Annotated in this window: 13 protein-coding genes, 1 other RNA gene and 1 pseudogene; 3 read left to right on the plus strand and 12 right to left on the minus strand. The window is 70.5% G+C overall.

Annotated features, from left to right (window positions below):
* Positions 1-21: 21 nt before the first annotated feature.
* Positions 22-1500, minus strand: coding sequence for an NAD-dependent succinate-semialdehyde dehydrogenase (locus V2J52_RS09765; protein ID WP_331227493.1), 1479 nt, complete (start codon positions 1498-1500; stop codon positions 22-24).
* The gene (locus V2J52_RS09770) at positions 1497-2774 is read right to left on the minus strand and encodes an iron-containing alcohol dehydrogenase (protein WP_331227494.1); all 1278 of its coding nucleotides are present in this window, start codon (positions 2772-2774) and stop codon (positions 1497-1499) included. The genes V2J52_RS09765 and V2J52_RS09770 overlap by 4 nt, the downstream gene beginning before the upstream one ends.
* Positions 2775-2946: 172 nt before the next feature.
* Here V2J52_RS09770 and V2J52_RS09775 point away from each other — a divergent pair, with 172 nt between their 5' ends.
* The 3 genes from V2J52_RS09775 to V2J52_RS09785 all read left to right on the plus strand — a co-directional run bounded on the left by V2J52_RS09775 (position 2947) and on the right by V2J52_RS09785 (position 5200).
* Entirely contained in the window at positions 2947-3690 is a 744-nt protein-coding gene (locus V2J52_RS09775; protein ID WP_331227495.1) for a GntR family transcriptional regulator, read from the plus strand.
* A gap of 114 nt (positions 3691-3804) precedes the next feature.
* Positions 3805-4365 (plus strand): DJ-1/PfpI family protein, encoded by a 561-nt coding sequence (locus V2J52_RS09780; RefSeq protein WP_331227496.1) that lies wholly within the window; start codon positions 3805-3807, stop codon positions 4363-4365.
* A 22-nt stretch (positions 4366-4387) separates the two neighbouring features.
* Positions 4388-5200: an alpha/beta fold hydrolase gene (locus V2J52_RS09785; RefSeq protein WP_331227497.1), complete on the plus strand. Its 813-nt coding sequence runs from the start codon at positions 4388-4390 to the stop codon at positions 5198-5200.
* A gap of 26 nt (positions 5201-5226) precedes the next feature.
* Here the strand turns inward: V2J52_RS09785 and V2J52_RS09790 are convergent, their stop codons facing one another.
* The 10 genes and pseudogenes from V2J52_RS09790 to smpB form a co-directional block, all read right to left on the minus strand.
* Positions 5227-5748, minus strand: coding sequence for a PEP-utilizing enzyme (locus V2J52_RS09790; protein ID WP_331227498.1), 522 nt, complete (start codon positions 5746-5748; stop codon positions 5227-5229).
* Positions 5749-5759: 11 nt separating this feature from the next.
* Positions 5760-6446: a PEP/pyruvate-binding domain-containing protein gene (locus tag V2J52_RS09795; RefSeq protein ID WP_331227499.1), complete on the minus strand. Its 687-nt coding sequence runs from the start codon at positions 6444-6446 to the stop codon at positions 5760-5762.
* Positions 6443-6930 (minus strand): annotated as a pseudogene (locus V2J52_RS09800) (histidine phosphatase family protein). Before V2J52_RS09800 ends, V2J52_RS09795 begins: the two are co-directional and overlap by 4 nt.
* Positions 6930-7577, minus strand: coding sequence for a transcriptional regulator (locus V2J52_RS09805; protein WP_331227500.1), 648 nt, complete (start codon positions 7575-7577; stop codon positions 6930-6932). The pseudogene V2J52_RS09800 and the gene V2J52_RS09805 overlap by 1 nt, the downstream one beginning before the upstream one ends.
* Complete coding sequence (locus V2J52_RS09810) at positions 7574-7948, minus strand: hypothetical protein (protein WP_331227501.1); 375 nt, start codon at positions 7946-7948, stop codon at positions 7574-7576. Before V2J52_RS09810 ends, V2J52_RS09805 begins: the two co-directional genes overlap by 4 nt.
* A 157-nt stretch (positions 7949-8105) precedes the next feature.
* Positions 8106-8472: a transfer-messenger RNA gene (gene ssrA / locus V2J52_RS09815) on the minus strand.
* Between the two features lie 73 nt (positions 8473-8545).
* The gene (locus tag V2J52_RS09820) at positions 8546-9595 is read right to left on the minus strand and encodes an LLM class flavin-dependent oxidoreductase (RefSeq protein ID WP_331227502.1); all 1050 of its coding nucleotides are present in this window, start codon (positions 9593-9595) and stop codon (positions 8546-8548) included.
* Positions 9596-9636: 41 nt separating this feature from the next.
* Positions 9637-10062: a hypothetical protein gene (locus V2J52_RS09825; protein WP_331227503.1), complete on the minus strand. Its 426-nt coding sequence runs from the start codon at positions 10060-10062 to the stop codon at positions 9637-9639.
* Between the two features lie 74 nt (positions 10063-10136).
* Positions 10137-12071, minus strand: coding sequence for a DUF2207 domain-containing protein (locus tag V2J52_RS09830; protein WP_331227504.1), 1935 nt, complete (start codon positions 12069-12071; stop codon positions 10137-10139).
* A complete protein-coding gene (gene smpB / locus V2J52_RS09835) occupies positions 12071-12589 on the minus strand; it encodes an SsrA-binding protein SmpB (protein WP_331227505.1) in 519 nt (172 codons plus the stop codon). Before smpB ends, V2J52_RS09830 begins: the two co-directional genes overlap by 1 nt.
* Between the last annotated feature and the right edge of the window lie 77 nt (positions 12590-12666).

Consider the following 12666-nt stretch of genomic DNA (forward strand, 5'->3'; position numbering starts at 1 on the left):
TTGCTGACTTGCGGTCCGGCGTCACCAGGACGTCGCTATGTACTGGGTCTCCATGAACTCGAGCAGTCCCTCGGTGCTCCCCTCGCGTCCCAAGCCGCTCTGCTTGGTGCCGCCGAAGGGCGCGGCCGGGTCGGAGACGAGCCCGCGGTTGAGGCCGACCATGCCGCTCTCGATGGCTTCCGCCAGACGCAGTCCGCGGCCGAGGTCGCTCGTGTAGAGGTAGCTGACCAGGCCGTACTCGGTGTCGTTGACCATCGCCAGCATCTCCTCCTCCCGCTCGAAGCGGACCACCGGGGCCACCGGTCCGAAGATCTCCTCGTGCAGGACGCGGGCGTCCGGCGGCACGTCGACCAGCACCGTCGGGGGGTAGAAGGAGCCGGACCCGTCGGGTCGTTCGCCGCCGAGCACGGCGCGCGCGCCACGCTCGATGGCGTCCCGGACCAGCTCGTCGACCTTGCGGGCGGCACCCTCGTTGATGAGCGGACCGCACTGGGTGCCCTCCTCGGAACCCGGGCCGACGCGGACCGCGGCCATCTGGGCGACGAGGCCAGTCACGAAGGCGTCGTGAACCGGTGCCTGCACGAAGAACCTGTTCGCGGCGGTGCACGCCTGGCCGCCGTTGCGCATCTTCGCGATCATCGCGCCCTCGACCGCTGCGTCGACTTCCGCGTCGGCGAGGACGACGAAGGGTGCGTTGCCGCCGAGCTCCATCCCGCACTTGAGCACCTGGTCGGCGGCGGTGCGCAGCAGGCTGCGGCCGATCTCCGTCGACCCGGTGAACGAGAGCATGCGTGTCCGGGGGTCGGTGAGCATGGTCTCGACGACGGGACCGGGCTTCGTCGTCGTGATCACGTTGAGCACACCGGGTGGCAGGCCGGCCTCCTGCAGCAGGGCTGCGACCGCGAACGCCGTCAGCGGCGTCAGGGTGGCTGGCTTGAGGATCGCGGTGCAGCCGGCCGCCAGGGCCGGTGCGATCTTGCGGGTCGCCATGGCCGCGGGGAAGTTCCACGGGGTGATGAGCACGCTGATGCCGACGGGCTGGTGGGTGACCAGCAGCCGGTTGGCCCCGCTTGGGGAGCGGCCCAGCTGGCCGTGCAGCCGGACTCCCTCCTCGGCGTACCAGCGGAAGAACTCGGCGGCATAGGTCACCTCGGACCGGGCGTCGGCCAGCGACTTGCCGTTCTCAAGACTGATGAGCAGGGCGAGCTCCTCGCGCTTCTCATGCATCAGCGTGAAGGCCCGCAGCAGCAGGTCGGCCCGGGCGCGGGGCGCCGTAGCCGCCCACCCCGCCGCCGCTGCGGCCGCGGCATCCACCGCCGCCTCGGCGTCATGGACGCCGGCGTCGGCGACCGATGCCAGCACCGCACCCGACGCGGGATCGCGGACGTCGATCCGTCCCCCGTCGGAGCCGCCGCGCCAGGCACCCGCGACGAGCAGGTCGGTGGGCACGTCGAGGCCGTCGAGGACCGGACGCATGGACTCGTGCATCGTGTTGTTCATCGAGTACCTGCTGTCGTGGTGGTGAGGTCCGGCGAGGCCGACCCGGAGGGGGTCTCTCGCAGGGCGGTGCGGTCGCCGCTGTACGCGGCGCGGACGATCCGTTCGAGGGCGTCGACATCGAGCGGACGCGGGTTGTTCGCGATGAGGCGCGCGGAGCCGAGGGCCTGCTCGGCCGTCCAGCGCAGCCGGTCGGCGGGCAGCCCGAGGTCCGCGAGGGTGGCCGGAATGTCCACCGAGGCGAGCAGGGCGGCAACCCGGTCGATCGCCTCGTGGGCAAGGTCCTCGTCCGACGCGTCGGCGGAGGCGCCCATCGCGACGGCGATGGCGGCGAACTCGGGGATCCGCACGGGGCGGTTGAACTCCATGACGTACGGCAGCACGACCCCGACCCCGATCCCGTGCGGGGTGTGGGTGAGGGCGCCGACCGGGTACTGGATCGCGTGCGCCGCGGCCGTGCCGGCCGTGCCCAGGGCGAAGCCGCCGGCGGTGGCCCCGAGCATCATCGCCTCACGGGCGGCCATGTCGCTGGGCTCCGACCAGGCCCGGTGCATGCTGCTCGCAACCAGCCGGACGGCCATGAGGGCGTAGGTGTCGGTCAGCTCGTTCTTGCCGACGAAGACCCGCTCCGTCGCGAGCTCGGGGGTCACCGGGCGACGGATCGCGGTGAAGGCCTCGAGCCCGTGCGACAGGGCGTCGGTGCCGGCGCTCGCCGTGAGGCTCGGCGGGCAGCCGAGGGTGAGCTCGGGGTCGCACACGGCGGTGTGCGGGATGAGGTGCGGGCTCGAGATGCCGACCTTGCTCACCCGCTCGGGATCGGTGAGGACGGCCACGGGCGTGACCTCCGACCCGGTCCCGGCGGTCGTCGGCAGGGCCACGACCGGGATCACGGGTCCGGGGACCCGGGACTCGCCGTAGTAGTCCGACGGCACGCCCCCGTGCGTGAGAACCACGGCCGTCGCCTTGGCCAGGTCGATGCAGCTGCCGCCACCCATGCCGATGACGACGTCGAGGGCGGCGTCCGCGGCGAGCGCCGCGCACTCGGTCACCTGGTGCACCGGGACGTCCGGCTGCACCTGCGCGAACACCGTCACGTGGACGCCAGCACCCTCGAGCAGGCCAACGAGCTCGGCGAACTCCTCCGTCTCGCCGAAGCGGGCATCGGTGCAGACCAGCGCGCGTGTGCCGAGCGCGGCCACCAGCGTGCCGAGGGCGCGCCGCTGGCCGGCGCCGAACACCACCTGTCGAGGCCCACGCAGGACGCCGAGCATGCTCATGGGGTCTCCAGAGGTAGACAGTGGGAGGAGGAGCCAGCGAGACCGATATGCGACGATGCGAGAACGGTGACGCACTGGGCTTTCCGATACGATCCGATTTGCGGTGATCATGGAGCAGCGGAGTGGCCGCTGTCAACCATGATCGCCAACGAGGTGGATAGGGGGCACACCCATGAACGACGGAGCGACGATCGGACAGGACCTCGGGACCCGCGGCGCGCAGCCGAACGGGCGACCACGCGGACGGCTCGCCGACGAGGTGCACGACACGCTGCTCCGCCAGCTCATGTCGTCGCGCATCGTGCCGGACTCCCGCGTCACGATCGACGCCCTGGCGCGCGAGCTGGGGGTCTCGCAGACGCCGATCCGCGACGCCCTCAACCGCATGGAGGCCGATGGGCTGGTCGTCCGGGTGCCGAACGCCGGCTACCGGATCGCGCCCCAGATCACCCGCGAGCGGTTCGATGACATGCTCGAGATCCGCCTCCTCCTGGAGCCCGCAGCCGCCCGCCGCGCGGCGGAACGCGCCACTGCGTCGCAGGTCAGCGAGCTGCGCCGGCTGCTCGAGGAGATGGCGGAGCTGGAGGAGGGGGACGGCCCGATGGCGTACGGCGCCTTCGGGCTGCGCGACGCGGCGTTCCACGATCTCGTCGCGCAGGGTGGGGGGAACCACCTCATCCGCGAGGCGCTCGCCCGGCTGCACACGCACGTGCACCTGTTCCGGCTGGTCTATGACACCCAGGTCACCAACCTGGCCATGGGCGAGCACGACGAGATCCTCGCCGGCATCGCCGCGCGTGACCCCGATGCGGCCGCCTTCGCCATGCGCCAGCACATCCTGCTGTCAGGTGACCGGTTCCGCCGGCTGTTCGACCACGCCCCGTCCGCGGACGCCCGGCAGCCGGCGCTTGACTGACGGGCCCGAGCGCGCCATTCTTACCCATCCGGTCAGATCCGATCGGATATGATCCACTCGTCCCTCTCGGCCGAGTGCCATCCCACACCCACCGTTGAGTGCGAGGAGAATTAGGTGCCCAGAGCGTTGCTCCTGACCGGCGATGCCGCCGAGGAGCTTGACACGATGTATCCCTACTACCGCATCCGAGAGGCGGGGTGGGACGTCGACGTCGCCAACAAGTCGATGCGTGACGTCCAGCTCGTCATCCACGAGTTCGACCCGAATTGCGATGCGTACGTCGAGAAGGACGGCCGCAAGCTGCCGGTCGACGTGCTGTGGCAGGACGTGGACGTCTCGCTCTACGACGGCCTCATCATCCCCGGCGGCCGTGCTCCCGAGTGGATCCGGGTGGACGAGCATGTCCAGCGGATCACCGAGCACTTCTTTGCCGCCAACCTGCCGATCGCGCTCGTGTGCCACGGCGCGCAGGTGCCGGCCGACTACGGGCTGCTCAAGGGTCGCAAGACCGCGTGCTTCCCGCCCATCACCCGCGACATGGAGCACGCCGGAGCGACGGTCATCGACGCGCCGGACGTCGTCGACGGAAACCTCGTCTCCTGCCGAGGCTGGCCGGACATGCCGTGGTTCGGCAAGGCGATGGTGGACCTCTTCTCGAAGTCCGTCAGCGCCTGATGAGCACGACTGCCGTCGACCGGTGACGGCCGAACGTACCGTCGCCGTCGACGGCTCGCCGGTCCAGGTGCTCGTGGGTGGCACCGGACCGGCGGTGTTGCTGCTCCACGGTTCCGGCCCCGGGACGACCGGGTCCGGAACCTGGACGGCCACCATCGAGGCGCTCGGGGACTCGTTTCAGTTCGTCGCGCCCGACCAGGCCGGCTTCGGCCGGACACCGGTACCGCCCGGCACCCGCGGCGGGCTGCGGGTGTGGACCGAGCAGGCTGCCGGACTGATGAACGCGCTGGGGCACAGCTCCTACGCCGTCGTCGGCCACTCGATGGGCGGCGCCGTCGCCCTGGCGTTGGCGGCCGCGCGTCCCCAGCAGGTCAGCGCCGTCGTGCCGGTGTCGACCATGGGCGCCCCCGGGGCGCCGCTGTCGCCCGCGCTCGACGCGGTCTGGGCCACCCCGCCCACCGAGGACGGTGCGCGGGACATGCTCGGCCGTCTGCTGCTCGACCCGTCCCTCGTCACCGAGGCCGCGGTCGCGGCCCGGACCGCAGCGATGCAGGCCGGCGAGGCCGCGTACCCCACACTCTTCCCGCCGCCCCGGGCACAATGGGTCGAGGACCTCACCCTGTCCGCGGAGGCACTGGCGGCGATCAGCGCCCCGGTCCTGCTCGTCCACGGCGCCCAGGACCCGGTCACACCCCTGCGCGAAACTGCCCTGCCGCTGCTCGACCACCTCGCCGACGTCCGCCTGCACGTCCTCGGGCGGTGCGGGCACGCGCCGGCGGTCGAGCACCCGCACGACTTCCACCGCCTGCTGTCGGACATCTTCAGCCGGGAGTGACTGTGGGCTCAGAGCGGGCCTCCGCTTCACAGCGAGATGTGGCCAGTGTTGCCATCGACGGTGACCGCGGACGACGGGAGGAGGAGCTCGGTCGCTCGTGAGACTGAGAGTACGGCGGGTATCCCGACTTCCCTGGCGACGATCGCGGCATGGGAGAGCACTCCACCTCTCTCGGTCACCACTGCCGACGCAATGGTGAACAGCGGTGTCCACGCAGGATCGGTGTGGCGGCAGACCAGCACATCCCCGCGCTCGACCTGAGGGAAGTCGCCCGGCCCGCGGACCAAGCGGACGGGACCGGTGGCCACTCCTGGACTGGCCGCCTCGCCGGTGATGGTGACACTGCCGGCGGCCGTCGGCGACGGTGCTGTGGAGTCAGGGACGACTGCGGTCACGGGTCGGGCTTGAAGGACCCACGTCGTGTCGTCCCTGATGGCCCATTCGATGTCTCTGGGACCACCCAACGTGGTGGAGACCTCCTTCCCGAGGGCGTGCAAGAGCGCAACGTCGCGGTCCGTGAGACAGAGCTCCTCCCGCTCTGTCGGCACTGTGGCTCGGGTCAGAGGTGCCCGTCGTGGCGGTCGGTGCGCTCGGTCGTGAGTCCTGGTCGGCGCTCGACGATGCCAGAGTCTCTGACGCGCCAGGAGTCCGGAGTGACGTGGCCGGCGACGAGCCGTTCTCCGATGCCCCACGAGGCTTCGATCACGCTGGTGGTGCCGGTGAACATGATCCCGGAGACGCTGGCATCCACGAACCGTTGGACGAGCACGGCCATGTCGACCGACGCCTTCGGCGCTTGGCGAGCTCGGTACGCGGCAGCGCGCTCGGTCCACAGCGAGGCCCAGCACTTGAGGATCGCCTGGCACACCTGCTCGGTGCCGCGCACGGCAAGGAAGCTGTCATGCTGTCCTGCGGCGGATGCCTGGGCGTTGTCCTCGGCGATCGAAGATGACCGCACGGCCACGTATTCAGTCGGCGCCCCGTCGGTGATGTGCTCCAACGCCCGCGCGACGGCGTCGACAACGCCATCCAGGAGGCGAGAGCGCAGGATTCGCGATCGAGCCTCTTCGGGGTGATCGGTGGAGAGCTCGGTGAGGCCAAGTGCCAAGGCCGCGGCTCGGTAGGTGGTCGCTGGCACCACGAAACCGGTAGGTACGTTGAAGCCAGCCCGTGTCAGCTCGGCCAAGGGTGCGGCTTTGCCACCGGCGGTCGAAGGGGCGGCGTCGATGAGGTCCACGACGTTCACAGCTGCCTCCTGCCAGCGAAGCCTGTCCACCGCAGCTCGGCGGGCAGGTGAGACATGTCGTTGACCATCACCACGCCAGGGGGTTCCCCGTCGGTGTGCTCAATCACCGTGAGCCCGGTGTTGGCGACACCGGCCAGCGACATCCATCGGGCAGGTGGCGCACTGAGCGCATCGCGCACCAGCCAGGCGATCGGGTACGCGTGGGTCACGGCTACCTCGTGGGTCGAGCGCCGTGCTCGGGTGCTCGGCGTGCCGAACCGTGCCGCCAGGCGATCTGCGGCACTTCGACCGGCATCGGCTTCGCTGCGGTCGTAGCCGTCGAAGAATCCCAGCCATGAGGGTGAGAGGTCGTCGCGGTTCGGAACGAAGGGGACCGTGCGAGTCGCTGGCCGATCAATCGGGACTGTTCCCGACCTTCGTCAGTCAGCTGGCCCCAGGCGTCGGCCGCCCCGTGGCGCAGGAGGTAGACCGTGCGAGCAGCCATCACCGTCCTCCTTGATGTGGCTCCGCGGAACGGTCGCGACCGAGGGTGGACAGCAGGTCCTGATGGAGCTCTGCCCACACGAGGTGGCACGAGAGACGGCCCACACCGGCCACCCACTGATGGTCACCCGCGCGAGCCTTCGCCACGGCCGCCGAGAACTGCCGCGGGTACCGGCCGAATCGCGGGAGCCGGGTACCCAGCTCAGCCATGAGGTCGTTGAGAGCATCAGCCAAGTCCGTCAGCTCCCGCAGCAGCTCCACGCTGCGGTCCGTACGGTCAGCGGATGAGAGCAGCTGCCAGTCGGTCACCGCCCGGACGAGGCGGGGATTCACGCCGCTCTCGAACTCCGCCACCGTGGCTTCGAGGACGGGCCGCACGCCGGACGCCTCGAGCTCTTCCTGCAACAGCTCACCATCGCGGCTCCGGCCCTCCTCGGTGAGGATCCACCCACCGGAGTCAGCGAACGTCATGCGCTCGACCAGGTGCTGCTCTTCGAGGACGCGGAGCGTGTCAGCCACGATGCCCGCTGGCAGGTCGGCATGGTCAGCGACCGCCCCGGTGTCCGCGAACCCGGCGAGGCGGACCGCGTGAAGCACCAGCAGCTCGTCACTGGACCGCCACGTCGTATCGGATCGTTCAGCTGTCATTCTGGTTGCTCCGCGACGTCGTCGGCCTGGGCGCGGGTCGACACCCGCTGGAAGCGCTGCTGGGCAGCCTGCGGAGACTTCACTCCCAGCTGCTTGGCGATGTCCGGCCAGGTCAGCCCCTCTGCCCGCGCGATCAGCATCAACCCGGCTTCGAGCGCATCAAGATAGGCACGTGCCGGCTCCAGAAGTGTCAGCGCGGCACGAAGATCGCCGTGAGAAGCGGCGCCGACGGTCGAGTTCGCTCGCCACATCGCCAGCCGCAACAGGGTCACATCGTCAGGCATCGCCTCCGGCGGCAGCCAGGGGAGCGAGGGCAGCTGATCGGCACCGGACTCGCACAGTCGTCGCCGCGCCGAGTCCATCTCGTTCAACTCATCGAACTCATTCGGAGCACCAGGAACCATCCCGTCACCCTGGCAGCACCAACAGCACGTTGTCAACATTCTGTTGATGTCCGCACCCGGCATCGATGGCCAGACACACCGAAGGCCGCCTCCCTGTCGGGAGACGGCCTTCGGCCAAGGGTGATCGTGGAGATGGCGGGAATCGAACCCGCGTCCGACGGCGTGGAACCAGAGCTTCTCCGGGTGCAGTCTGCTGCGATTTTCTCGGCCCCAGCAATCACGCAGACAAGTCGCTGACGGGCTCAGTCATCTGAAAGTCCCCGGAACCCCGATGACGAGGGCTACGAGCAGTGGCTCTCTAGCTGACGCCAGGAACCGGGGCGAGAGCTACCCCGGGCTGACGGACTTCAGGACTCGCTCAGGCGGCGAGTGCGAAGTCGGTGCGCTTGGAATCGGCACCTGTTGGTTTGCAGAGATCGTTGACGAGATGACTCTGCATCCTCGACCCGCTTCCTCTGGCACGACAACCATCGTCGAAACCGATCATCCCCCTGTGTAATTTTCAAGCCACCGGCCGAAGCCAGTGAGGCCAGTCTACGTCGTCAACCACGAGGTGCCCACCGGTTATTCCCCGGCGGCCAGCTCCGCGTCCACCAGGGGCTTGACCTGCGTCCCCAGCAGCTCGATCGAGCGCAGCACCTCGACCTGCGGCACCCCGGCATAGTCCATCTGCAGGATCTGCCGGTCGTGGCCCAACGCCTGGTGCAGCGTGACGATCTTGTCCGCCACCACCTCAGGACTGCCGACGAAGAACGCACCGTGCTTGCCGGACTGCGCCTCGAAGGAGATCCGGTTGGGCGGTGCGAACCCGCGCTCGGCGGCGATGTTCGCCATGTTGGCCGAGTGGTAGGGGTAGAAGAACGCGCGGGCACCGGCGTCGTCGTCGGCCAGGAAGCCGGGGCCGGAGATCGTCACCCGCCCCGGGGTGTGGTGGCCCGCCTCGGTCCGCGCCTGCCGGTAGTAGTCCACGAGGGGCGCAAACCGGCGCCCCTCCCCGCCGATGACAGCGAAGTTCACCGGCAGCCCGAGCCGTCCGGCGCGCACCGCAGAGGCCGGCGATCCCCCGGTGGCGATCTCGATCCGCAGGTGCTCCCCCAGCTCGGGCTTGTCGACCGGCCGCGGCAGGATGTCGGCCTCCCGCAGCGCCGGCCGGAAGCGGCCGGACCACGTCACCGGGTTGCCGGCGTCGAGCCGGAGCAGCAGGTCGAGCTTCTCCTCGTACAGCTCGTCATAGTCCTCGAGGTTGGCGCCGAACAGCGGGAACGACTCGATGAAGGACCCCCGGCCGGCCATGAGCTCGACCCGGCCCTGGGAGAACTGGTCCATCGTCGCGAACTGCTGGAAGACCCGCACCGGGTCCTCCGTCGACAGCACGGTCACCGCCGAGCCCACCCGGATCCGCTCGGTCTGCGCGAGGGCCGCCGAGATGACGATCGCCGGCGCCGAGATCGAGTAGTCGGGCCGGTGGTGCTCGCCGATGCCGGCATAGTCGAGGCCCACCTGCTCGGCCAGGCGGACCCGCTCGAGCACGTCGCGCAGCCGCTGGCCGGGAGAGACCCGGGGACGGCCCGGACGTTGGTCGAGGTCACCGAAGGTGTAGAAGCCGAGTTCCATGCCTATGCAAACACATGCACCTCAGGGGTATTCCCCGGCGGTCACTTCCGCCGTGAGGTCAGGGCATCCACCACGAGCCCGAGCCCGATGCCGAGCATGAAGACGTCCTTGGCAACGGCGGTGCCGTCACTCGTCGGCCGGACGCCGTCCTCCTCGGTGAGGCCGGGGGTACTGAGGTACATCCGCAGCAGCGAGCCGGAGAAGGCAGTCAGCCCCAGACCAGCGAGCCAGGACGGCACGATCGGCAGCAGCAGGGTGGCACCGAGAGCGATCTCCCCGGTAGAGACCAGCTTGCCGAAGTCCTGCGGTGACATCTCCTTCAGCTGCGGGAACGCGTTGGCCGCCATCCCCTGCAGGCCGGCCGCGGACTCCTCGTCGAGCCCTCGTTTGCCCAGGCCGGAGTTGAGGATGAACGCGCCGGCCGCCAGCCGCGGCGGCACGTGTCGAAGCTTGATCGGCAGACCCATGAGGTGACTCCTGTCGTGCGAGGTGGGTGATGACCCCCAACCTAACCCCGCGCCCCTGCTCTGTCGCGGCGTCCTTACCAGCTGCCTCCGCCGGTGCCGCCCACCCCGCCACCGACCGAGCCGGAGAACCCGGAGCCACCGCTGCCGGCGGAGGTCACCGCGGAGGTCGCTGCACCGGCGAACGCGCCGATGGAGGCGTCGAAGCCGGCCGCCGCGGACCACCAGGCGTACCCGGCCGTGTACGGGACGTACCAGCCGGTCGGCTCCGGGGCGCTGCCCTGCGCCGCAGCCTGGGCGAAGACCTCCGCCCACCGGTCGGCGAGGTCGAAGGCGATGGCGTACGGCAGGTACCGCGAGAAGATGTCCTGCCCCTCCTCGAACCGGATCTGTGCGGCCTCCGCGGTCGCGAGGTACTGCATGAAGCCCAGCGTCTGGGCGAGCACGGCGGTGCCGGCCGCGGTCCGCGCCGGCGCCGCGTACGCCGCGAACGCCACGACCAGCCCGATGACCAGCAGCGGCAGCGCGAGCACGACCGGCGCCCGTAGCAGCACCAACGCGATCCCGAGCGCCACCCCGAGCGCGAGCACGCCGAGGCCGCTGAGCACCCACCGGGTGCGTACGTGGCTCGGGTTGCCGCGGAACCAGCCGCGCTCGGTCACCGCCTCGTAGAGCTTCTCCTGGGTCTTGGACACCGCGAGGGCGTAGCGGCCCGACACCTCGGACAGCAGCACCGAGCCGTCGTCGCGTGCGCCGGCCGCCGCCTCGTCGTCGTCATCGTCGTCGTCATCGTCATCGTCGGGCGTGAAGACGCGCTCGAGGAGCCCGGCCTCGTACGCCTCGAGCTCACCGCCGTCCCAGCCCCGCAGCGGCACCAGCCGCCAGTCCTCGACGTCGTCGCCCTCGTCGCCCGGCTCGACCTCCTCGATGCGCAGGTAGCCGCGCACCGCGAGGTCGATGAGGGTCGCGGAGACGTCGCGGGCATCGGCGGTCTCGTCCTCGAGCGTGCCGATCTCCCCGGGCCGCACGCCGTCGGGCGGGGTGAAGCGCACCGCGACCGGCTGCCGGCGGGACCGTCCCACCCGCGGCGGCTCGCCACCGGCGGGCATCAGGCCCGGAGTGGTGCCGAGGTAGGCCTTGTCGCGGCCACGACGGGTCGCGACGGCGATCGCGCCACCGGCGCCCAGCACGGTGACCAGGCCGGCGATGCCACCGGTCACCGGCGTCAGCTGCATGGTGTTGGCCCAGGTGCGGCGCGGCTCGAGCACGGGCTCGGCACCGGTGAAGGTGCCGGCGGGCCAGCCGACCACCACGCTCAGCCCCTCCCCCTCATCGAGGGCGCCCTGCGTGAAGTCGGTGGCGGTGCCGGGGTCGCCGGCCGAGTCGCAGGGGGTCGTCGAGCTGCTCCGGCCGGCGAAGCAGGCGGTGGCCTCGCTGGCGGCCGGCCCGGTGACGCTCACCGAGACGTCGTCGAGCGGGATGTCGAAGCCACCGGACGAGACGACGTTCCAGAACAGCTCGTCGCGCACGGTGCCGTCCGGACCGGTCACCGCGGGGTCGACGAGCCCCTCGACCGTGTACGCCACCCGGTAGCGGTGCTGCCCGGTGACATCGACGTCCTCGTCCCCGATGTACAGCTGGACCGCGCCACTCTCCCGCTCCACCCGCAGGTCCCCGGGGGCGTCGGTGAGCGACTCTGCGGTGATGTCGTCGATCGCCATCTGCCGGTAGTGGTCCGGGTCGTCGGCGATCTCCTGGCGCTCGGCGAGCACGAGGAACGGGCCGTGCGCCTCGTCGTCGCCGAAGTCGTAGTCGAGGTCGATCTCGACGCGCGCCGTCCCGCCGTCGGCGTCGAGCGTCGCGGTGACGTCGTAGCGGGTGATCTGGCCGACCGACCCGTCGTCGGCGCTCGCCGGCAGCGGCAGCGCGAGGACGACGACGACGGCGAGCAGCAGCGCCGTCAGCGCGCCGACGAGCGTCGCGCGAGGGCCAGGCAGCGTGCCCGGCGCCATCAGCGGTGGGCCCGCAGGCTCATCGCTCGCTGCGCCTCGCGCTGGTCCTGCTGCTCGCGCAGCGCGTGGCGCTTGTCGTACTCCTTCTTGCCTCGGGCGAGCGCGACGAGGACCTTGGCCCGGCCACGGATGAAGTACAGCTCCAGGGGCACGATGGTGTGGCCCTTCTCCCGGGACTTCACGGCGAGCTTGTCGATCTCCTCACGGTGGAGCAGCAGCTTGCGCTTGCGTCGCACCGCGTGGTTGGTCCAGGTCCCCTGGTTGTACTCGGGGATGTGCACGCCCTGCAGCCAGGCCTCGTCGCGGTCGATCTCCACCCAGCCGTCCACCAGCGAGGTGCGCCCCATCCGCAGCGACTTCACCTCGGTGCCGGTGAGCACGAGACCGGCCTCGAAGGTGGCGTCGATGTGGTAGTCGTGGCGCGCCTTCTTGTTGCGGGCGACGACGGTGCGCTTGTCCGACTCGGCCTTGGCCTTCTCGGCCGCGGTGAGCTTCTTCGGCGGCGTCGTGGCGGGCACCGGTGGACTCCTTCGGGTGGTGGGGAGGGGCAACCCCAGCCTAGGCCAGGTGAAGCCGCGCAGTCGTGGTGATACCC

The sequence above is a fragment of the Georgenia sunbinii genome, assembly GCF_036421875.1.
Taxonomy (GTDB): Bacteria; Actinomycetota; Actinomycetes; order Actinomycetales; family Actinomycetaceae; genus Georgenia_B; species Georgenia_B sunbinii.

Excerpts from the sequence above, each read along its gene's own strand:
- V2J52_RS09765 (WP_331227493.1), bottom strand. The coding sequence starts at position 1,500 with ATGAACAACACGATGCACGAGTCCATGCGTCCGGTCCTCGACGGCCTC.
- V2J52_RS09770 (WP_331227494.1), bottom strand. The coding sequence starts at position 2,774 with ATGAGCATGCTCGGCGTCCTGCGTGGGCCTCGACAGGTGGTGTTCGGC.
- V2J52_RS09775 (WP_331227495.1), top strand. The coding sequence starts at position 2,947 with ATGAACGACGGAGCGACGATCGGACAGGACCTCGGGACCCGCGGCGCG.
- V2J52_RS09805 (WP_331227500.1), bottom strand. The coding sequence starts at position 7,577 with ATGACAGCTGAACGATCCGATACGACGTGGCGGTCCAGTGACGAGCTG.
- V2J52_RS09820 (WP_331227502.1), bottom strand. The coding sequence starts at position 9,595 with ATGGAACTCGGCTTCTACACCTTCGGTGACCTCGACCAACGTCCGGGC.
- V2J52_RS09825 (WP_331227503.1), bottom strand. The coding sequence starts at position 10,062 with ATGGGTCTGCCGATCAAGCTTCGACACGTGCCGCCGCGGCTGGCGGCC.
- V2J52_RS09830 (WP_331227504.1), bottom strand. The coding sequence starts at position 12,071 with ATGGCGCCGGGCACGCTGCCTGGCCCTCGCGCGACGCTCGTCGGCGCG.